The organism is Agarivorans sp. B2Z047 (assembly GCF_023373605.1).
Taxonomy (GTDB): Bacteria; Pseudomonadota; Gammaproteobacteria; order Enterobacterales; family Celerinatantimonadaceae; genus Agarivorans; species Agarivorans albus.
Genome location: NZ_CP088080.1, coordinates 1,728,852 through 1,750,218, shown reverse-complemented (window position 1 = coordinate 1,750,218; position 21,367 = coordinate 1,728,852). Strand labels below are relative to the sequence as shown.

Below are 21,367 nucleotides of genomic sequence, written 5' to 3'. Positions count from 1 at the left end.
AAAATTTGGCTGTCGATGACAGCCAAATTTACTTGTACTAATAATTGCAGTGTAACGCTATTTTACGCTGCGGTGAAGATCTTCGCCGCTTTGCTTATAACGATAATTGCCAATTAGCTGATACGTTTATGCAAATCTTGAACAGAAGTCACAGTGCCGCGATCATCAGCATTATGAGCCTGGCAAGTCGCAAAGGCACCGTTAAGCGTAGTCGTGTAATTAACTTTTTGCGCTAACGCAGCTCTACGCAATTGACGTGAATCTTCAATAGATTGACGGCCTTCGGTAGTGTTAATCACGTAGCTATATTCACCGTTTTTCAAACGGTCAAGAATATGCGGGCGACCTTCATGAACCTTGTTCACCAAGCGAGGGTTAATGCCAGCTTCACCTAAAGCAACTGCAGTACCGTGAGTAGCATCTAGCTCGTAGCCAAGTTCAAGCAGTTTAGCAGCCAGCTCAGCAACTCGTTTCTTGTCTGAGTTACGAACCGAAAGCAATACTCGACCACCTTTAGGGCCATCGTTACCAATACCTAATTCAGCTTTAGCGTAGGCTTCAGCAAACGTAGCACCTACTCCCATCACTTCACCAGTAGAGCGCATTTCTGGGCCTAAGATTGGGTCTACACCATGGAATTTGTTAAACGGCAATACCACTTCTTTAACTGAGTAGAACGGTGGAATAATCTCTTTAGTTATTCCCTGCTCGGCTAAAGAAATACCGGCCATTACACGTGCCGCCACTTTAGCGATAGGTACACCCGTTGCCTTAGATACAAACGGCACAGTACGTGCAGCACGTGGATTTACTTCAATTAGGTAAATCTCGTCATCTTTAACCGCAAACTGGGTGTTCATTAAACCAATTACACCTAATTCTAATGCTAGCGCACGAACTTGCTCACGCATACGGTCTTGAATTTGTGGGCTTAGCGTATAAGCAGGTAATGAACAGGCCGAATCACCAGAGTGAACGCCCGCTTGCTCGATGTGCTCCATAATGCCGCCGATAACCACATCTTTGCCATCACAGATAGCATCGATGTCAATTTCAACCGCATCATTTAGGAAGCTATCTAAAAGAACCGGTGAGTCGTTAGACACACTTACAGCCTCTTTAAAGTAGCGACGTAAGTCTTGCTCATCGTAAACAATTTCCATTGCACGGCCACCTAGTACATAAGATGGACGAACAACCAATGGATAACCGATACGCTCTGCAGAGATAACGGCTTCTTCAGTAGTTGAAACCGTATCGTTTTCTGGTTGCTTAAGCTTCAAGCGATCAACTGCAACTTGGAAACGTTCACGGTCTTCTGCGCGGTCAATCGCATCTGGAGACGTACCAATAATTGGCACGCCAGCCGCTTCTAATTCACGCGCCAGTTTAAGTGGCGTTTGGCCACCATATTGAACAATAACACCGGTTGGTTGTTCTACACGTACAATCTCTAGTACATCTTCAAGCGTTACCGGTTCAAAGTACAAACGGTCTGAGGTGTCGTAGTCTGTTGAAACGGTTTCTGGGTTACAGTTAACCATAATGGTTTCGTAACCGTCTTCACGCATCGCTAGCGCAGCATGTACACAACAGTAGTCAAATTCGATGCCTTGACCAATACGGTTAGGTCCGCCGCCCAACACCATGATTTTCTTCTTATCAGATGGCTGAGCTTCACACTCTTCATCATAAGTTGAATACATGTAAGCCGTGTCGGTAGCAAATTCAGCGGCACAGGTGTCCACTCGTTTGTAAACTGGCAGCACTTCTAAACGATGGCGTAACTTACGGATCTCTTTATCCGATACACCGGTTAATTTAGCTAAACGAGCATCGGCGAAACCTTTACGCTTTAGCTTACGCAGTGTAGCTTCATCTAAACTGGCTACGCCTTCTTTAGCTACTTGGTTTTCTAGCAATACAATGTCTTCGATTTGAACCAAGAACCAACGATCGATGTTAGTAAGAGAGAATACATCTTCAACAGACATGCCAGCGCGGAAAGCATCAGCGATATACCAAATACGGTCTGCACCGACATTTTGTAATTCGTGACGAATAGTTTCCATTGCATCAGATGCATTTAAATCAACAATTGGGTCAAAACCATCAACGCCAACCTCTAGGCCACGCAAGGCTTTTTGTAGCGATTCTTGTTGGTTACGACCAATCGCCATAACTTCACCCACCGACTTCATTTGAGTGGTTAGGCGATCGTTAGCACCAGCAAATTTCTCGAAGTTAAAGCGAGGGATTTTTGTTACAACATAGTCGATTGAAGGCTCAAACGAAGCAGGTGTTTGGCCACCAGTTATGTCGTTTTGCAATTCATCAAGCGTAAAACCTACTGCCAATTTAGCTGCAATTTTAGCAATTGGGAAACCAGTTGCTTTAGACGCTAGCGCAGATGAACGAGATACTCGAGGGTTCATCTCGATGATAACCATACGGCCAGTATTTGGACAAATACCAAACTGTACGTTAGAACCACCTGTCTCAACACCAATCTCACGCAGAACCGCAAGCGATGCATTACGCATCAATTGGTATTCTTTATCTGACAAAGTTTGCGCTGGTGCTACAGTAATTGAGTCGCCAGTGTGCACCCCCATTGGGTCGAAGTTTTCGATGGCACAAACGATAATACAGTTATCGTTTTTATCACGTACCACTTCCATCTCGTACTCCTTCCAACCGATTAAGCTTTCATCAATCAACAGCTCACTGGTTGGCGAAAGATCTAGGCCACGGGCACAGATCTCATCAAACTCTTCTTTGTTATAAGCAATACCGCCACCGGTGCCGCCCATAGTGAAAGAAGGTCGGATAATACATGGGAAACCAACTTCTTCTAATACGCCGTAGGCTTCTTCCATTGAGTGGGCAATACCCGCATTTGGACACGCTAAGCCAATGCTTTTCATCGCTTGGTCGAAACGATTACGATCTTCTGCTTTATCAATTGCATCAGCAGTCGCACCAATCATTTCAACATTGTATTTCTCTAGCACGCCTTTGCTTTCAAGCTCTAGCGCACAGTTCAATGCGGTTTGGCCACCCATGGTTGGCAATACTGCGTCTGGGCGTTCTTTCTCAATAATTCGCTCTACCACTTCCCAGTGAATTGGCTCGATGTAAGTTGCATCAGCCATCTCTGGGTCAGTCATAATAGTAGCGGGGTTAGAGTTAACCAAGATGACTCGGTAACCTTCTTCACGCAAGGCTTTACAAGCCTGAGCGCCAGAATAGTCAAATTCACAAGCCTGGCCGATAACAATTGGGCCTGCGCCCAATATTAGAATACTTTTTATATCACTACGTTTTGGCATAAGTTCTGCTGCTCTCTACCTACGCTTGGCCGTTAAGGCGCTGCTCAATTAATTCAATGAAGTGGTCAAACAATGGCGCTGCATCATGCGGACCAGGGCTTGCTTCTGGGTGACCTTGGAAGCTAAACGCTGGCTTATCTGTGCGATGAATGCCTTGCAAGCTTTGATCGAACAATGAGAAGTGAGTCATTGTTAGATTTTCTGGCAAGGTTTTTTCATCTACTGCAAAACCATGGTTTTGCGCAGTAATCATTACGCGGTCATGTTTGATATCTTTAACCGGATGGTTACCGCCGTGATGGCCAAATTTCATTTTCACTGTTTTAGCACCACTGGCTAAAGCGAGAATTTGGTGACCTAAACAAATACCAAATACTGGGATATCTGTTTCAAGGAAGGTTTTGGTAGCTGCGATTGCATAATCACATGGCTCTGGGTCGCCAGGGCCATTAGACAAGAAGATGCCATCAGGGTTTAAGGCAAGTACCTCTTCAGCTGATGTTTTAGCCGGAACAACGGTTAGTTTACAACCACGATCCACTAACATACGCAAAATATTGCGTTTAACACCAAAATCATAAGCAACTACGTGAAACTTACTGTCTTCACTATCGGCAGGAAGCCCAGCTTTAAGATCCCAAGAGCCCTGTGCCCAAGTGTAAGTTTCAGCCGTGGTAACTTCTTTGGCGAGATCCATCCCTTTTAGGCCAGGGAAGGCTTTTGCTTCAGCTAAAGCTTGTGCTTCATCTAAATCTTCACCCGCTACAATACAACCCGCTTGCGCTCCTTTTTCACGAAGAATACGCGTTAGCTTACGGGTGTCTATGTCCGCAATACCTACTACGTTTCTTGCTTCCAAATATTCACTTAAGCTTTGTTGGCTTCGAAAGTTACTCGCCACCAAAGGCAAATCACGAATAACTAGACCACAAGCGTGGATAGCATTCGATTCTTCATCTTCTGGGGTAGTTCCGTAGTTTCCGATATGTGGGTAAGTGAGGGTGACAATTTGGCGAGCATATGAGGGGTCAGTTAAAATTTCTTGGTATCCGGTCATCGAAGTATTAAAAACAACTTCTCCAACGGCAGAACCATTGGCTCCGATTGCGGTTCCACGGAACACGGTACCGTCTTCTAATACCAGCAGCGCTGATTTGCTCAAGGCAACCTCCTAACAAAGAACTGTCGACACGACAAAGTTGAACTAAAGGGTAAACTTTAGCCCAATACGATAAAATTTTGGCAAATTCCGCGGATTATAGAAGAGATATTGAGAAAGGTCTATCAATTTTTATACAAACTTATAAAAATAAGCTTTATAGTCATTTTGAAGCAGAAAGGGCTCAAAATAGAATGTTTTGTCTAAGTTACATTAGCTAGCATTTTTGAGTATCAACCCTAGCTGCTATCAAGCAATTTGACCAAATAAAAAAGCCAAGGCAACACGCCTTGGCTTTTACATTACGGTTTATTCGTTAATTATTCAACTTCACAAATACTAATTGTACCGTTATCTACGTTATCAGTTAACTCACCGTTCACAGTAAGAGTAAGAATACTATCACTAGCTAAAGTAATCTTATTGTTGCCTGGGTCGCCAATGGCGCTATCGCCAACACGTGCCCAAGCTTGGTAGTCAACATTCATAACAAGGTTCTCTACGCGAGCGCCATCTGAGTAGGCAATCATTTGAGGATCCCAGTTATCTGCATCGGAAGCCAGCTTGAACTCGTATGCACCAGCGGCAAGTGATACCTGATAGGTATTTTCACCCTTGTATGATAGTGCGTACATTTCGTCCCACCCCCAACCAGAGTGACTACCGCGAACAGCTAATTGAGTGGCCAAAGGCCCTGCGTCTGCGCTGTCTTCTAGCAGACCACAACTTGCTACTTCTTCAGCAGTTACCACAACTGTAGGAGCATCAACCGTTGAGAAATCCGTGACAAATTTCACAACTGATTTTGTATCAATCGCGAAGCTTAAATCACCAGCATTGTACTCAAGGGCTTTTGCTGTACCTAAAGTAAGTTCACCCTCAGTAGCACCGTAGTTAACATCTCCCCAGTCAGCATCCGCTACTTTGAAGCCGTAACTACCCGCTTCTAGCGTAGTTGTATACTCGTACAAGCCATCTTTAGTGAATTCCAATTGATAAACAGCTCCCCATTCACCGCCTAAGCCACGAACAAATACTTGGGTATCACCTAGAGGTGGGATAGCACTTAAGTCTTTGTTAGAGGTGTCTACAGGAAGACCCGTTCCGCGAGCACCATCTCGTGGCTGAACAAATACGGCTGTTGTACGTGCAGGAACTGTAAAGGTTGCATCAGCAAAGCTTGCGCCCATTACAACTGAGTCAGCAGAGTTTTGTTGAACTTCATGCAATTCAAAACCAGTTGCACCAGTTACTTCAAACTCTTGTTCTGCATCAGTCGCATTTAGTACAACTACAATCGCGTCATTGTTTTGGTCTAAATCAGCCCCGGCACCAGTGCCGTTGTCGATAGACATTACAATTAAGCCTTGTACTTGATCTTCACCAACGTTGCGGAAGTCAACACGTGCTTGTACTTCTTCAGCGGTAGTTAAACGAAACAAGTCACTGCTAGAGCGCATGGTTAGCAACTCTAAGAACTGATCTTTAGCAAGCTTAATATCAGCTTGGGTAGGTTGAGCCGTTTCGTCAGCAATAATGGTCTTGATTAAATCCCAATTACCGCCATCTTTATCTTCACGTGGTAGACCAACGTTCCAGTTATTGTCTGAACCATCAAATCTTACACGGTTGAACCAATCGCCAGAATCGTAACTATCACGTTGCATAGATTTTGAGCGAAGTAACTCTGAACCCATGTGAATGAACGGAATACCTTGACCTAACATAACAGTAGACAAACTCACTACTTGCATACGTGAGCGATCTGCAGCAGTGGTACCCGTAGTAGCTTTATAGGCATTGTTATCCCATAAAGTTTGGTTATCGTGCTTAGACACATAAGAGATGTTCTCTGATGGATTTAAGGTATAACCTGCTTTAGCACCATTGTAGTTAACATCTTGGCCGCGTTTGGTATTTCCTTGAGAATCAAGTAATACAAACTTCTGCAAGTTACCCGCCATACCAACACGAATCAAATCTTGGTTATGAAGGGCTTCAGTGCGGTAATTCTCTGCATCAGTGTTTAACTCATTTAGTGTATCAGCATTACCAAAACCTTGAGTTTTACGAATGCCTTCTCCACTATCGAATGGGCTACCACCACGAACTGCGTCACGTAACCGGTCTGAGAAGGTACCAATTTCTGTACCAGCCATGTTCCACTGAGTGGCTTGCTCAAAACGAGCATTGTTGGCTACTTCACCAAAGTCCCAACCTTCACCATAGAACAAGGTATCTTCATCAATTTCACGAACAGCGGCCAATGAATCTACCATTAGATCTTTTGGTTGGTGACCCATCAAGTCAAAACGGAAACCATCAACTTTGTATTCCTTCGCCCAAGTAACTAATGAATCAGTCATTAGTTTACCCATCATAAGGTTTTCTGTTGCGGTATTATCACAACAAGTTGAAGTTTCTACGCCACCTGTATTTGCATCACGACGGTGGTAATATCCAGGGACAATTTTGTCTAGAACCGACTTATCATTCACCCCTGAAGCATTGGTATGGTTGTATACAACATCCATAACAATCTTAAGACCCATGTCATGAGTAGCTTTAACCATTTCACGGAATTCTAAGATACGCGTAGTACCTTCAGCGTCAGTGGCATAGCTGCCTTCTGGCACTGTGTAATGGAATGGGTCGTAACCCCAGTTAAAGCTATCTAAACCGCGCAGATCATTCATAAGTGATTGAGCATCACCTGTAGTCGGGTCGAAGCTTGCTAATTTAGCTTCAATAGTACCTGAAGCATCTGCACAGTAATCATCAGTTTTCTGAATTTTGTCACATAGGTCAGATAACGGTGCGTCAATATCAATAGCACCTTCTTCATCTACTGTTGCTATATCAAAAGCAGGAAGAATATGTAATGTGGTTAAACCAGCATCTTTTAACTCTTGCAGATGAGTAACCGACTCACGCTCTGGCTCTGTTAACGCAAGGTATTTCCCACTGTTTGCTGCAGTACCTTGAGTATCACTAACACTGAAATCACGTAGATGTGATTCGTATAAAACGTGGTCTACATCTTCAGCCATTTCAGGGCGTGCGTAACTATCCCAATCAGCAGGCTTAAGCTCATCGGCATCTAAGTCAACAACTAAAGAGTAAAGAGAGTTAGTTGAAAGCGCTAGAGAGTATGGGTCAGTAACCATACGGGTTTCAACAGTTTCTGTGGTTGGGTGGTAAACAGTCACTTCGTAGCGGTAGTATTTACCCACTGCACCAGTCTGCTCAGAAGACCAAACGCCGTTTGCGGCTTCTTCCATATCAAATGAGCCGGCAGAAGTTAAACCTTCTTCGCCATCATTGTACAAGTACAATTTAACGCTTTGCGCTGTAGGAGCCCAAACTTTAAAGCTTACGTCATCACCGCTAACAATAGCACCTAGCTCTTCAGCTAGTGCGCCACCTTCACCTTCAACGAATACTTTATCAATTACACCAGGTTTTTGAACTTGAGTGGCTGCAGTTGCAACGCCTTCAGCGTCCATGGCAACTACAACAATTTGGCTTTTAAGAATTGCTTTTAAAGTTGCATCATCAACTTCAATTTCTGCTGCACTCAAACCAGATAAGTGTGGGAAACGCGTTTTAGCTTCATCAGTTAAGCTGCCAGTAGAAAGTGCAACTGCAGTACCACCAGTAACTTCTTTAGTCTCTGGGTCCATGGCAATGCCATTTTCAGGATCGTAACGAAGTTCTAGCTGAGTAGCATTGCCCGCAGCTTCCCAAGCAATGGTGTTGGCATCAACCCAATGCGCTTTTGCGCCATCAATGGCGACTGGGCGCTCAGCAATTGGTGCGTAAAATAGCTCGCTGCTACCGTGGAAACCAAAAATACCTTTATCATCTTCAAGTTTAGTTAATTCAACTTTTGAGTTTGCACTACCAAAGGCTTTATCGTCACCATTGTGCAAAATGAAGTTCATACATTCATGTGGGTCAGAGGCATCAGGGTCAACAGTTAATACGTAATAAGCGCCGTAAGTTTCACTAATACCAGTGGCAGGATGAGGAGATCCCCAATCAGTACCGCCATCAGCAATACCCATAGCTTCTAGGTCGGTACTAGTACAACCTTCGCCATTCCAGAGGTGTAAGCCCCAGCCTTCATAAGCAGACTCATCTACACGCTCATGAGCTTCATCTCGCTTATAATAAATTACAACTTCATTTTCGCCTGCAGTGTACAGTCCATCAATGACGTTACCACCGCCACCGTTACCATTGTCGTCGTCGCTACCACAAGCAGCCAGCAAAGCTGTCGCTAGAATGGGCATGGTAAGCTTGGCTAGCTTATTGATTTTTATATCCATGTCAGCCTTTCCTTTCCTTTTACTGAACCGATATTCAGTAAATTACTGTTTTTATGTTTGGGTTTTAATTACTCTCGCCTTCCGTTGGACGAGATGCACATAAGGTAGGATTTCGCGACAAAAAGGACTGTGACGGCAACGTTACTTTGAGTAACACAATATTACATTAGTGTGTTTTTTATAGGCTTTGTGAGACCGCTCAAAGAACATAATTCTTGAAAACGATTTCAAAGAAAACCTTGATAACGTTTTCAAGATCTTTTTCAGGATAAAGTACTGCCATTAAATTTAGGGAATAAAAAAACGCCGCTTAGCGACGTTCACTATTAAAGATAAATAAAGCTATTTATTAATCATTCAAATCGAGCACATCTCGCATGTTGAATAAACCTTTTGGCTTGTCTTGTAACCAAGATGCCGCACGTACTGCACCATTAGCAAAGGTCATTCTGCTCGAGGCTTTATGCGTAATCTCTACGCGTTCACCAATATCAGCAAACATAGCGGTATGCTCACCCACTAAGTCGCCGGCACGAATGGTTGCAAAGCCAATAGTATCTCTATCACGCTCACCAGTAATGCCTTCGCGGCCATAAACAGCTACTTTTTTAAGATCACGCCCCAGTGTATCGGCAATCGCCTCTCCCATGCCTAACGCAGTGCCAGATGGAGCGTCGACTTTATGGCGATGGTGGCCTTCAATAATCTCGATATCAGTGTAATCGCCCATCACTTTAGCGGCGACTTCTAAAAGCTTAAATACTAGGTTAACGCCAACACTCATGTTAGGCGCAAACATAATAGCTATGTCTTCGGCTGCATCTTTTAACTGCTGCTTTTGTTCATCACTAAATCCGGTTGTGCCAATAACCATCTTCTTGTTGTTGACGCGTGCCCACTCAACATGAGCCAAAGTAACAACAGGTGCAGTAAAATCGATGATTACATCAATATCATCCTTTGCTTGCTCAATGTTATCGACAATGGCGATATCTAATTTGCCTAAACCAGCTAGCTCACCAGCATCAACACCGATTAAGCTTGAACCAGGGCGTTCTGTTGCCGCACCTAAGGTTGTGGCCGAACTTTGATTTACTGCTTCGAGTAAATTCTTACCCATTCTTCCGTTACAACCAACAATTGCCACTCTAACTTGCGACATGTTTATTCTCCTTTGAAACCGGCCACACCCGTCTTAATTTGTGGCTCGACTATAACAAAGCAAGCTATATAAAACGAGGTTTAGCCTAAATATGAACCTAAAGTGCTTAAAAACCTATTTGTTCTATTGAGAAGCACACGCACTAAAAAGGCCACTATCTACAAGTAGTGGCCTTTCTTGTTAGGAAAAAACTGAGTAACAGCGGTTTAAACAGTAATAATTACGCGGCTTCACCTGATTTAACCAACTTTGGTTTGGCTTTCTCTGTAGCTTGTGCCGGGTTACGCTGACGCTCATAAAGGAATTTAAGCACTTGCGAGCGATAATGGTTGTACTCTTGATCATCAGCGAGAGCAACTCGATCACGCGGTCGCTCAAGTTTAACATCAAGCACTTCACCAATGGTTGCCGCTGGCCCGTTAGTCATCATCACAATTTTATCCGACAACAATACCGCTTCATCTACATCGTGAGTAATCATGATTACCGTGTTGTTTAACTCTTGCTGGATTTCCATTAAAGAATCCTGCAAGTGAGCACGAGTTAGCGCATCTAGCGCGCCAAACGGTTCATCCATTAACAGCACTTTTGGTTGCATAGCTAATGCACGGGCAATACCTACACGCTGCTTCATACCACCCGAAATCTCATCAGGGCGTTTATGCAAGGCGTGGCTCATATGAACAAGCTCTAGATTGTGCTCAATCCAGTCTTTCATTTCAGCCTTAGATTTTTGTCCTTTAAACACTTCTTTTACGGCTAACTCAACATTTTGGTAAGCAGTAAGCCAAGGCAGTAATGAGTGGTTCTGAAACACTACTGCGCGGTCAGGACCAGGCTGAAATACCTCTTTTCCTTCTAATACCACACCACCTTCTGTTGCGTTATATAAACCCGCCACAATGTTTAACACCGTAGATTTACCACAACCTGAATGGCCAATTAAGGATACAAACTCTCCCTTTGCAATTTTTAAGTCCACCCCATTTAACGCTCGGAAAGGACCATTTTTAGTGGGAAAATCAATGCTAACGTGATCAATTTCTAAATACTGAGACATAATGTTTTCCTTATCCTATCGAGCGCTTTCTGGGCTTGAATGAGAAATGATTTTTTGTAGGCTTACCATTAACCAGTCAAGTACATAACCAATTAAACCAATCACTACTACTGCTACCATGATACGGCCCAGTGAGTTAGAGCTACCGTTTTGGAATTCATCCCACACAAACTTACCTAGACCAGGGTTTTGCGCGAGCATTTCTGCTGCAATAAGTACCATCCAGCCGATACCGAGTGAAATACGCAAGCCAGTGAATATCATCGGCAGAGAAGCTGGAATGGCGATTTTGGTCACTTGCTTAGACCAATGTAGCTGAATCACTCGTCCAACGTTTAACCAGTCTTTATCAATAGATGCAACGCCAGTCGCGGTGTTAATTAGTGTTGGCCATAGCGAACATAAGGTTACTGTAATGGCCGAAGTCACGAATGACTTAGAAAACATTGGGTCACTGCTTACATAAACCGCACTCACTACCATGGTAACTATTGGTAACCACGCTAATGGCGAAACCGGTTTGAGAATCTGGATAATCGGACTAACCGCGCCATAGAGTTTTTTATTCAAGCCACAAGCAACCCCAATTGGGATAGCAATTAAACTGGCAAGTATAAAGCCGGTAAACACCGTATATAAACTGGTTAGTATCTGGTCAAAGAAGGTTTCTTTGCCGGTGTAAGGTCGTATTTTTACTTTTGCATCAGGATTTTTAGCCAGTTTCTTCGCATTGCGAGCCTCTTGGCGTTCATAGAAGGCCTCTTCTTTCGCACGCTCCTCTTTATGCTCAACCACTAAGCCTTGATATTGCTCCCAAACTTGGGCTGGGCCAGGCAAGGTACCTAGGCTAGTTTGTACTTTTGCCGCCGATACACTCCACAACAACAAGAACAAAGCGATGGCCAAAATAGGCAGCCCTATTCGTTCAAATATTTCGGTGCATTGCTGCTTTGGTTTTTCACCGCTGGCCAAGCGAACCACTGGTACCATAGGGCTTAATCCTACAGTTTCTAAAGAGTGAATTAACTTGTCTTTCATCTCTACAACTCCTTTTGCAAATCTCGATGCCGGGCCCTTAAGCCCGGCTGCTCTCAATAACGATTCGGCTTAGATCTTGTCGTCTTTTTTCAGGCCAATCGAAAACTTATCAAGATACGCATTGGGTTTTGAACCATCGTAAACAATGTTATCAATGAAGTGTTTTTGTGGCGGTTTAAAGCCACTCTCGGTAGCAAAATCAGGAAACTCGCTAGCATCAATCACACCATCAGCAATTAACTCTTTAGCGGCAATTGCGTAAATGTCTGGGCGATATACTTTCTTAGCAATATCCATGTACCAAGAGTCTGGTTTGTTGTCTGAAATTTGTCCCCAACGACGCATCTGCGTTAGGTACCAAATTGCATCACTGTAGTAAGGGTAAGTCGCGTTGTAACGGAAGAACACGTTAAAGTCTGGCACTTCGCGCTTATCGCCTTTTTCGTATTCAAAGGTACCCGTCATACTGTTGGCAATTACGTCGTAATCGGCACCAACATATTGGCTTTTAGAAAGAATCTTAACGGCTTCTGGGCGGTTTTTGTTGTTCTCTTCATCCAACCACTTGGCTGCACGAATCATCGCTTTCACTACGCGAATGTGAGTATTTGGATATTCATCAGCCCAACCCTTACTTACACCAAATACTTTCTCTGGGTTGTTTTTCCAGATCTCATAATCGGTAACAACTGGAACACCAATGCCCTTAAATACGGCCTGTTGGTTCCAAGGTTCACCCACACAGTAACCGTAGATAGTGCCTGCTTCCATGGTTGATGGCATTTGTGGCGGTGGCGTTACAGACAACAGCGCATCAGCATCAATTTTGCCTGAGGTATCGCCTTTGTGCGGCGCGTAGTAACCAGGGTGAATACCACCAGCGGCTAACCAGTAACGTAACTCGTAGTTATGCGTAGACACTGGGAATACCATGCCCATGTTAAATGGCTTACCTTGGTCGATGTAACTATCAACTACCGGCTTAAGCGCATCGGCTTTAATTGGGTGAACAGGTTTGCCATCTTTATGTGGCACGTGCGGTTTCATCTGTGCCCAGATGTCGTTTGATACGGTAATAGCGTTACCGTTTAAGTCCATGCTAAACGCCGTGATAATGTCGGCCTTAGTACCAAAGCCAATGGTTGCCCCTAGAGGTTGGCCAGCCAACATGTGAGCACCATCTAGCTCACCGGTAATAACGCGGTCCAATAATACTTTCCAGTTAGCTTGTGCTTCTAACTGAACATACAATCCTTCGTCTTCGAAGTAGCCTTTTTCATACGCCACTGCAAGTGGAGCCATGTCGGTAAGTTTAATAAAACCAAACTTAAGATCTTCCTTCTCTGGTTCTCCCACTTCTGCGTGACTAAAGCCAATAAAACTGGCTGATACCACTGCAGCGGCGATGGTCGTCTTAATGATTTTTTGTAAGCTTAATGGTGCTAATTTCTGCATTCCCTGCTCCTAATACCCATTTGGAAGTAACTAATTTGTGATAACACTTAGGGAGTAGCTAAGGATGTGCCAAGATCTAGATCACATTTTTTTAACACCAAAAATCATTAACTTACAAACACTATTACCCCTAAAGGAGTATTCGTGTTTTTTCATAAAATTCACTAACTTAGAACAGGCACGCACAATATTGGCGCATAAAAAAACCGGCTTAAAGCCGGCTTCTTTTAATTGAGTTTTCTATTAACCAAGAATAGCTAGTAACTCAACTTCAAATACTAGGGCTGCAAAAGGTGGAATTGCTGCACCCGCACCTTGAGAGCCATAAGCAAGCTCTTGAGGAATGTATAGCTTCCATTTGTCACCCACTTTCATGCGTTGTAGCGCTTCAGTCCAACCTTTAATTACACCATTTACTGGGAATTCTGCAGGTTGACCACGCTGTACAGAGCTATCGAATACTTCACCAGAAATTAAGGTACCTTCATAGTGAACTTGTACTTTGCTGCTAGCACTTGGCGATTCGCCTTCACCTTCAACTAATACTTCGTATTGAAGACCAGATTCAGTTTTGTTAATTTCTGGGCGTTTGCCGTTATCAGCTAAGAAGTTTTCGCCTTCTGCCATAGCTTCTTTATGTTGCTCAGCTTTTTTTGCTTCAATTTCTTTAGTAATTTCTTGGAAAGCCGCACTAATAACTGCTTCATCAAGCTGTGGTTGCGCGCCTTGCATTACGTCACGAATACCGTCAAGCATTGCATTCACTTCTAAGCCGTCGAATGCTGCACGCTCAATTTGCTCACCAATTTGAAGGCCGTAGCCGTAACTTGCTTGCGCTGCTGCGCCTTGATATTTATCGCTCATTTGAACTCTTAATTCTGATCGTTAAAAAGAGCCAAAAGATTACCACAAAGTCACTAGAAAAACCGTTGGTCTGCGGCTAAATGCGCCTTTTTTTGAACAAAGTAACTGCTGGCAAATTCTACTTGGCGTTGCTCACCAGTAAATTTAAAGCCCATATGGCGATAAAAGCCCTCTGCACGCGGGTTATCTTGCATCACCCAGCAGTACACATCCTTCTGCGCAGTGCCCTGACAAGCTTGTTCCAATAGAGCTCTGCCCCAGCCTTGACCAATGACATCTGGTTGTAAATACAGTGCCGCTAATTCAATCTCTGGTGTTTGCTTTTCCAGCATTAAAAAACCCTGTATGCCAGTCGTTTTTAATACCCAAATTTGGTTTTCTTCACTGCAAAGACGTTGCTGCCACAGTTGCTGATGCAGTTCAAATGGTAGGGCTTGGAACATATCGGAAATGAGTTGCTGAGAGTAGACATGCTGCCAGCTTCGTCGCTGAACCCGGCAGATGTCTTCGGCATCACTAAGGCTAGCTAGTTTTATCGACATCGGACTCTTTAGAGGTCTCTTTAGCATCAAAACTCGCGGGTCGAATACACTGCGGTGATTTACCCTGGGCAATGGCTTGCTTTTCTAGTTGAATGGCACGTGGCATCCGCTCTTCTAAATCAGAGATACGCGTTTGATTTGAAGGGTGAGTAGACAAAAACTCTGGTACTGAACCACCACCCGCTTTAGCCATATTTTGCCAAAGGGCAACACTTGCACGAGGATCAAAACCGGCACTGGCCATTAAGTCTAAGCCCATTAAATCTGCTTCGCTTTCTTGGGTACGACCATAGGGTAACAGCACGCCGTATTGCACTCCTAAACCAAGTGCAGCCATAGCGGCGCCCTTATGTTTTACATCGTCACTTACGCCAATCGCCACTGCCGCTACTGCGGTGCCTATTCCAGCAATTTGATTTTGTGATAAGCGCTCGTTGCTATGCTCCGCTAATACGTGGGCTATCTCATGACCTATAACTGTTGCCAACTGATCTGGGGTTTCGGCCACCTTGATTAGACCGGTATATACGCCCACATGTGCACCGGGCAAGGCAAACGCGTTGACTTGGTCAGAATCAAATACTACTACTTCCCAGTCTTCATCACCGTAGTGACCAGGGATTTCTGCAGTAACCGCATTTGAAACACAAGCAACATAATCATTGGTGGCTTTGTCGGTATAAATCTTTTCTTGTTTTTTGATTTCTTCAAAAGACTGAGCGCCTAAGGCACTCATTTTTGAGTCATCATAAAGTAACACCCGTTTGCGCCCAGTAGGAGAAGCAGAGCAGCTAAGCAAAGCTGCAATTGAGCTAACAATAATGACGTTTTTTAAGATCTTATTCATTCATGCATTCCATTTCATTACTGCCTATATCGGCAATCACTCCTTTAATACTAGCGGTAAGCCAGCACTAACAAATACAACTTTATCGGCTTTTGCTGCTAAGGCTTGGTTTAGTCGCCCAAGTTCATCAGCAAACCTACGCCCCATGGCGTTGTCTGATACCAAGCCCAAACCCACTTCGTTACTCACGATAACTAGATCACTATCCAGTTCATCTAAGCTTGCCAGTAATGTGGCAGACTGCTGTTGAATATCGAGTAACTGCTGGTCTACAGACTTATTAGTGCAAAGCCACCACCCTAACCAAGTCGACATACATTCTAACAATATTGGCTGCTTTTTAGCGGCGTAACTCAGTACCACTTGGCTTAATACTTCTTTAGAATAATCCAATTCATGGGTCTCAAAAGAAGCTTTACGCAAAGAGCGATGATGAGCAATCCGTTGGCTCATTTCTTCATCACTCGCCTTCGCAGTAGCAATATAAACAGGCTTAAGCTCACTGTTACTTTTAAACTGCTGTTCAGCCCAAGCGCTTTTACCGCTTCTAATGCCACCTAAAACAAGACTTATCATCATGCTACCTAATGATTTTTTACAAAGAATAACATAGTCAAAGGGCTGCTTGGAACGTTGGTAATGAGGCAATATGAGTGAGCAAAAAGCATAAAAAAAGCGGCTAATAGCCGCTTTTCTTTAAGTTTTTTGATTAACTGGTTAAGTCATCAAAGAACTTCTTAACACCGTCGAAAAAGCCTTCAGCCTTAGGTTTGTGCTTGCTGCTCGCAGAGCCACCACAACTTTCTTCAAAGTCTTTAAGTAGCTGTTTTTGCGTTTCGTTTAGCTTAACCGGCGTTTCTACAATGACTTTGCAGATTAAGTCGCCAATTGGGCCACCACGTACCGATTTAACCCCTTTACCACGCATTCTGAACATACGACCAGTTTGCGTTTCGTTAGGTACTTTTAGATTAACTCGACCATCTAAGGTTGGTACTTCAATCTCGCCACCTAAAGCGGCTAAGGTAAAGCTAATTGGCACTTCGCAGTAAAGGTTGTTTTCTTCACGTTGGAAGATTGGGTGTTCTTTAACATGTACTTGTACATATAAATCACCGGCTGGAGCACCGCTCTCGCCCGCTTCACCTTCACCCGATAAACGAACACGGTCACCAGTATCAACGCCAGCAGGGATGCTAACTGATAGTGTTTTTGAGCGTTCGTAACGACCTTCGCCATGACACTTATGGCAAGGATCTGAAATAATTGAACCTTTACCTTTACAGGTAGGACAGGCTTGCTGAACAGCAAAGAAGCCTTGACGCATCTGTACTTGGCCTTGGCCATGACAGGTGCCACAAGTTTTTGGTGTTGAGCCTTTTTTAGCGCCGCTACCATTACACTGCTCACAGTGTACTAAAGTAGGTACGCGGATTTCTTTCTTAACGCCTTTAACCGCTTGCTCTAAGCTCAACTCTAAGTTGTAGCGAAGATCCGAGCCACGTTGAGGCTGACGACGGCCACCGCCGCCACCGCGTCCACCACCAAAAATATCACCAAAGATGTCGCCAAACGCATCGCCAAAGTCGCCATGTCCGCCACCAAAACCACCAGCGCCACGGTTTGGATCAACCCCAGCGTGACCATAGTGATCGTAAGCTTCTTTCTTTTGAGCATCACTCAGTACTTCGTAGGCTTCTTTAACTTCTTTGAATTTCTCTTCAGAAGCTTTATCGCCTTTAGTACGGTCAGGGTGAAACTTCATCGCCAGACGTTTGTAGGCTTTTTTAATTTCTCGCTCGCCGGCATCTTTGCCTAGACCAAGAACTTCGTAATAATCGCGTTTTGACATAATGGGTGTTCTACTTTCTCGCAACTAAACCAGTTGAAAGTAATGGCTTTTGATAGACACACGGGCGTTGTTCACACAACGCCCGTTATTTACTTACTAAAAGTGTTTAGACAAATTATTTTTTGTCGTCTTTCACTTCTTCAAACTCAGCATCAACAACGTCGTCTTGGGCAGGAGCCGCTTGCTCTGCGTCAGCTTCACCAGCATTCGCTTGAGCTTGTTGCTGTGCTACTTCCATTAGTTTTTGAGACGCTTCGATTAAAGCTTGAGTTTTCGCTTCAATTTCTGCTTTATCTTCGCCTTTGCTAGCGGTTTCTAACTCGCTAACTGCAGCTTCGATTTTCTCTTTATCTTCAGCAGGAAGTGCTTCACCAGCTTCTTCAATTTGCTTACGAGTACCGTGTACAAGTGCATCAGCTTGGTTACGAGCCTGAACTAATTCTTCAAACTTCTTATCTTCTTCAGCGTTTGCTTCAGCTTCGTTTACCATCTTGTTGATTTCGTCATCCGACAAACCAGATGATGCTTGAATGGTAATTTTCTGCTCTTTACCGGTATCTTTGTCTTTAGCAGACACGTGTAAAATACCGTCAGCATCCAAATCGAAAGTTACTTCAATTTGTGGCACGCCACGCTGTGCAGGACGAATACCTTCTAGGTTGAATTGACCTAAAGATTTGTTGTCTGCAGCACGCTTACGCTCACCTTGAATTACGTGAACGGTTACCGCACTTTGGTTATCGTCGGCTGTTGAGAATACCTGTGAACCCTTAGTTGGGATGGTGGTGTTCTTTTCTACAACGCGAGTCATTACGCCGCCCATTGTCTCAATACCTAGAGATAGTGGGGTAACGTCTAGTAGTAGTACGTCAGTTTTGTCGCCAGACAATACCGCACCTTGAATAGCAGCACCCATAGCAACTGCTTCATCAGGGTTAACGTCTTTACGTGGCTCTTTACCAAAGAACTCGGTTACAGCGCTTTGTACTAGTGGCATACGAGTTTGACCACCAACAAGAATTACATCGTTGATGTCGCTAACTGAAAGGTCAGCATCTTGCAGTGCAATACGTAATGGCTCTAGTGAACGTTGAACTAATTCTTCAACCAAAGACTCAAGCTTAGCGCGAGTTACTTTGATGTTTAAGTGCTTAGGACCTGAAGCATCAGCTGTGATGTAAGGTAGGTTTACATCTGTTTGTTGCGCTGAAGATAGCTCACACTTAGCTTTTTCTGCCGCTTCTTTTAAGCGCTGCATAGCCAGTGGATCTTGCTTAAGGTCGAAACCTTGGTCTTTCTTAAATTCTTCTACTAAGTAGTTGATTAAGCGGTTATCAAAGTCTTCACCACCTAAGTGAGTATCACCATTGGTTGCTAATACTTCGAAAGTTTTCTCGCCATCAACTTCGTCAATCTCAATGATTGAGATATCGAATGTACCACCACCTAAGTCGTAAACAGCAACTACGTTGTCGCCTTTAGCGTTGTTTACGCCGTAAGCAAATGCCGCAGCAGTAGGCTCGTTGATAATACGTTTAACATCTAGACCAGCAATACGGCCAGCATCTTTAGTTGCTTGACGTTGTGAATCGTTGAAGTAAGCAGGAACAGTAATAACTGCTTCTGTTACCGCTTCACCTAGGTAGTCTTCTGCAGTTTTCTTCATTTTTTTCAAAACTTCTGCAGAGATTTGTGGTGGCGCTTTCTTGTCGCCTTTGGCTTCTACCCAAGCATCACCATTGTCAGCATTAACAATGTTGAAAGGCATAATTTCGATATCGCGTTGAACTTCGTCATCGGTAAAACGACGACCGATTAAACGCTTAATAGCGAATACAGTGTTCTTTGGGTTAGTAACCGCTTGGCGCTTAGCAGGTTGGCCTACTAAGGTTTCGCCGTCGTCGGTAAACGCAATAATTGAAGGCGTTGTGCGATCGCCTTCTGCGTTTTCAATTACTTTAGGGGTGTCGCCGTCTAATACTGCAACACAAGAGTTAGTGGTTCCTAAATCGATACCAATAATTCTACCCATGATGGTGTTCTCCAAATTCTGGTTGTAACTAATATTTCGTTGTTGAGAACTAAGTGGGGGCGGCAAATTGCTTTTCAAGGGAAAAAATAAAAAAAACTCACTAAAAACCTATTCTCGCAAATTATCCAAGAGTGCTTAGGTATTGAGCAAGCGATCACACATTTAGCTCATAAAACCAACAGAATAGCCCGAATACAGTGCTAAAAATGGCTATTTTTATAACCTGTGATACTATGCGCGCAACTTTAGGTTATATGCAGAGTTAAATCCTGCATAAAATACAGAGAGAAGGGAAATGAAAAACGATTCAAAACTGAGTCTTACTCATAAAATACTAATAGGTATGATTACCGGTATTGGCTTAGGGGTGTTCTTACAAACCTTTTTTGCTGAGTCTATCTTAGTCAAAGATTACATCGTTGACGGCATCCTCAATATCACTGGCTCGATTTTCGTATCAAGCTTGAAGATGTTAGTGGTTCCATTGGTATTTGTTTCTTTAGTGTGTGGTGTATCTTCAATGAAAGACACTGCTCGCTTAGGCCACCTTGGCGGTAAAACAGTACTACTCTATTTGGCCACTACTGCGATAGCTATTTCACTGGCCATGGCAGTTGCACTGCTTATTCGCCCAGGTACTGGCATAGAGTTAACTACCGAAGCAGCCTTTGTTGCGAAAGAAGCGCCAAGCATTAGCCAAGTTATCATTGATATGTTCCCCGATAACCCTATTGCCTCGATGGCTCAAGGCAACATGTTGCAAATCATCGTGTTTGCATTGTTATTTGGTATCGCAATTGCCATTTCTGGTGAGCCAGGCAAGCGCATTGGTAAACACTTTGAAGACTTCAATGTAGTAATCATGAAGTTAGTAACCATTTTAATGAACCTAGCCCCTTACGGCGTATTTGCGTTACTAGCGAAGCTGTTCTTTGAAATTGGTTTTGACGCAATTGCTAGCTTACTCAGCTACTTCATGGTGGTATTGGTTGTATTACTACTGCATGCCTTGTTGGTTTACCCTTCACTATTAAAAGTACTTACTGGCTTAAACCCGCTTATTTTCATTAAGAAGATGCGTGAAGCCATCGTATTTGCTTTTAGTACTGCCTCGTCAAATGCGACTATTCCAGTCACTATGGAAACAGCTACTCATAAGCTAGGCGTGCGTAACTCAACAGCTTCGTTCACTGTACCTTTAGGCGCTACCATCAACATGGACGGCACCTCAATTATGCAGGGTGTAGCGACTATCTTTATTGCAACGGTTTATGGCATAGACCTAACAGCAGGCAATTTCTTAATGGTTATTGTTACGGCAACGCTTGCGTCAGTAGGCACTGCTGGTGTTCCTGGTGTTGGTTTAATTACCTTAGCAATGGTATTGCAACAAGTTGGTTTGCCGGTAGAAGGCATTGCGCTAATTATTGGTGTAGACCGCTTGTTAGATATGGTGCGCACAGCAGTAAACATTACTGGTGATAGCATGGTGACGGTTGCTGTAGCTAAATCGGAAGGCGATTTAAACGTAGAGACTTACAACAATCCTCAAGCAGGTTTATCTGAAGAAGAAGTACATCTTCCTCACGGTGAATCAGATACCAGCTTGGCCTCGGCCGAAAAAGCCTAGGCTTACAAACACACCAACAAAAAACGCGGCCATGGCCGCGTTTTTTTATGATTACTAATACAG

General features: G+C 43.8%; 14 protein-coding genes. 1 reads left to right on the top strand and 13 read right to left on the bottom strand.

Features of this window, described 5'->3' with window-relative positions:
- Positions 1–113: 113 nt before the first annotated feature.
- From carB to dnaK, 13 genes are all read right to left on the bottom strand, one after another.
- Positions 114–3,332, bottom strand: coding sequence for a carbamoyl-phosphate synthase large subunit (gene carB, locus LQZ07_RS07980; RefSeq protein WP_016402387.1), 3,219 nt, complete (start codon positions 3,330–3,332; stop codon positions 114–116).
- Positions 3,333–3,351: 19 nt separating this feature from the next.
- The gene (gene carA, locus LQZ07_RS07975) at positions 3,352–4,494 is read right to left on the bottom strand and encodes a glutamine-hydrolyzing carbamoyl-phosphate synthase small subunit (RefSeq protein ID WP_152779755.1); all 1,143 of its coding nucleotides are present in this window, start codon (positions 4,492–4,494) and stop codon (positions 3,352–3,354) included.
- A 317-nt stretch (positions 4,495–4,811) separates the two neighbouring features.
- Positions 4,812–8,822 (bottom strand): pullulanase-type alpha-1,6-glucosidase, encoded by a 4,011-nt coding sequence (pulA, locus tag LQZ07_RS07970; RefSeq protein WP_227981097.1) that lies wholly within the window; start codon positions 8,820–8,822, stop codon positions 4,812–4,814.
- Positions 8,823–9,171: 349 nt separating this feature from the next.
- The gene (gene dapB, locus LQZ07_RS07965; RefSeq protein WP_152779757.1) at positions 9,172–9,984 is read right to left on the bottom strand and encodes a 4-hydroxy-tetrahydrodipicolinate reductase; all 813 of its coding nucleotides are present in this window, start codon (positions 9,982–9,984) and stop codon (positions 9,172–9,174) included.
- A 220-nt stretch (positions 9,985–10,204) separates the two neighbouring features.
- Complete coding sequence (locus LQZ07_RS07960) at positions 10,205–11,044, bottom strand: ABC transporter ATP-binding protein (RefSeq protein WP_152779759.1); 840 nt, start codon at positions 11,042–11,044, stop codon at positions 10,205–10,207.
- A 15-nt stretch (positions 11,045–11,059) separates the two neighbouring features.
- Entirely contained in the window at positions 11,060–12,082 is a 1,023-nt protein-coding gene (locus LQZ07_RS07955; protein WP_152779761.1) for an ABC transporter permease, read from the bottom strand.
- A gap of 69 nt (positions 12,083–12,151) precedes the next feature.
- Positions 12,152–13,537, bottom strand: a complete 1,386-nt coding sequence (locus LQZ07_RS07950) for a CmpA/NrtA family ABC transporter substrate-binding protein (protein WP_152779763.1) — start codon at positions 13,535–13,537, stop codon at positions 12,152–12,154.
- Between the two features lie 243 nt (positions 13,538–13,780).
- Positions 13,781–14,401: an FKBP-type peptidyl-prolyl cis-trans isomerase gene (locus LQZ07_RS07945; protein WP_016402394.1), complete on the bottom strand. Its 621-nt coding sequence runs from the start codon at positions 14,399–14,401 to the stop codon at positions 13,781–13,783.
- 53 nt (positions 14,402–14,454) lie between these two features.
- Positions 14,455–14,943 carry an N-acetyltransferase gene (locus tag LQZ07_RS07940; protein WP_194164054.1) on the bottom strand — a complete coding sequence of 163 codons (489 nt, stop codon included), beginning with the start codon at positions 14,941–14,943 and terminating at the stop codon, positions 14,455–14,457.
- The gene (locus LQZ07_RS07935; protein ID WP_152779767.1) at positions 14,924–15,790 is read right to left on the bottom strand and encodes a M48 family metallopeptidase; all 867 of its coding nucleotides are present in this window, start codon (positions 15,788–15,790) and stop codon (positions 14,924–14,926) included. Before LQZ07_RS07935 ends, LQZ07_RS07940 begins: the two co-directional genes overlap by 20 nt.
- A 36-nt stretch (positions 15,791–15,826) precedes the next feature.
- Positions 15,827–16,369, bottom strand: coding sequence for a bifunctional adenosylcobinamide kinase/adenosylcobinamide-phosphate guanylyltransferase (gene cobU / locus LQZ07_RS07930; protein ID WP_152779769.1), 543 nt, complete (start codon positions 16,367–16,369; stop codon positions 15,827–15,829).
- Positions 16,370–16,499: 130 nt separating this feature from the next.
- Positions 16,500–17,642, bottom strand: a complete 1,143-nt coding sequence (gene dnaJ / locus LQZ07_RS07925; protein ID WP_016402398.1) for a molecular chaperone DnaJ — start codon at positions 17,640–17,642, stop codon at positions 16,500–16,502.
- A 115-nt stretch (positions 17,643–17,757) separates the two neighbouring features.
- Positions 17,758–19,674 (bottom strand): molecular chaperone DnaK, encoded by a 1,917-nt coding sequence (dnaK, locus tag LQZ07_RS07920; protein WP_016402399.1) that lies wholly within the window; start codon positions 19,672–19,674, stop codon positions 17,758–17,760.
- A gap of 295 nt (positions 19,675–19,969) precedes the next feature.
- On the opposite strand from dnaK, the gene LQZ07_RS07915 reads away from it, so the two are divergent.
- Entirely contained in the window at positions 19,970–21,304 is a 1,335-nt protein-coding gene (locus LQZ07_RS07915; protein WP_152779771.1) for a dicarboxylate/amino acid:cation symporter, read from the top strand.
- Positions 21,305–21,367: the final 63 nt, after the last annotated feature.

Coding starts and splice junctions, on each gene's coding strand:
- LQZ07_RS07950 (WP_152779763.1), bottom strand. CDS start 13,537: ATGCAGAAATTAGCACCATTAAGCTTACAAAAAATCATTAAGACGACC.
- LQZ07_RS07945 (WP_016402394.1), bottom strand. CDS start 14,401: ATGAGCGATAAATATCAAGGCGCAGCAGCGCAAGCAAGTTACGGCTAC.
- LQZ07_RS07940 (WP_194164054.1), bottom strand. CDS start 14,943: ATGTCGATAAAACTAGCTAGCCTTAGTGATGCCGAAGACATCTGCCGG.
- LQZ07_RS07915 (WP_152779771.1), top strand. CDS start 19,970: ATGAAAAACGATTCAAAACTGAGTCTTACTCATAAAATACTAATAGGT.
- cobU (WP_152779769.1), bottom strand. CDS start 16,369: ATGATGATAAGTCTTGTTTTAGGTGGCATTAGAAGCGGTAAAAGCGCT.
- LQZ07_RS07960 (WP_152779759.1), bottom strand. CDS start 11,044: ATGTCTCAGTATTTAGAAATTGATCACGTTAGCATTGATTTTCCCACT.
- LQZ07_RS07955 (WP_152779761.1), bottom strand. CDS start 12,082: ATGAAAGACAAGTTAATTCACTCTTTAGAAACTGTAGGATTAAGCCCT.
- dapB (WP_152779757.1), bottom strand. CDS start 9,984: ATGTCGCAAGTTAGAGTGGCAATTGTTGGTTGTAACGGAAGAATGGGT.
- pulA (WP_227981097.1), bottom strand. CDS start 8,822: ATGGATATAAAAATCAATAAGCTAGCCAAGCTTACCATGCCCATTCTA.
- carB (WP_016402387.1), bottom strand. CDS start 3,332: ATGCCAAAACGTAGTGATATAAAAAGTATTCTAATATTGGGCGCAGGC.
- dnaK (WP_016402399.1), bottom strand. CDS start 19,674: ATGGGTAGAATTATTGGTATCGATTTAGGAACCACTAACTCTTGTGTT.
- LQZ07_RS07935 (WP_152779767.1), bottom strand. CDS start 15,790: ATGAATAAGATCTTAAAAAACGTCATTATTGTTAGCTCAATTGCAGCT.
- dnaJ (WP_016402398.1), bottom strand. CDS start 17,642: ATGTCAAAACGCGATTATTACGAAGTTCTTGGTCTAGGCAAAGATGCC.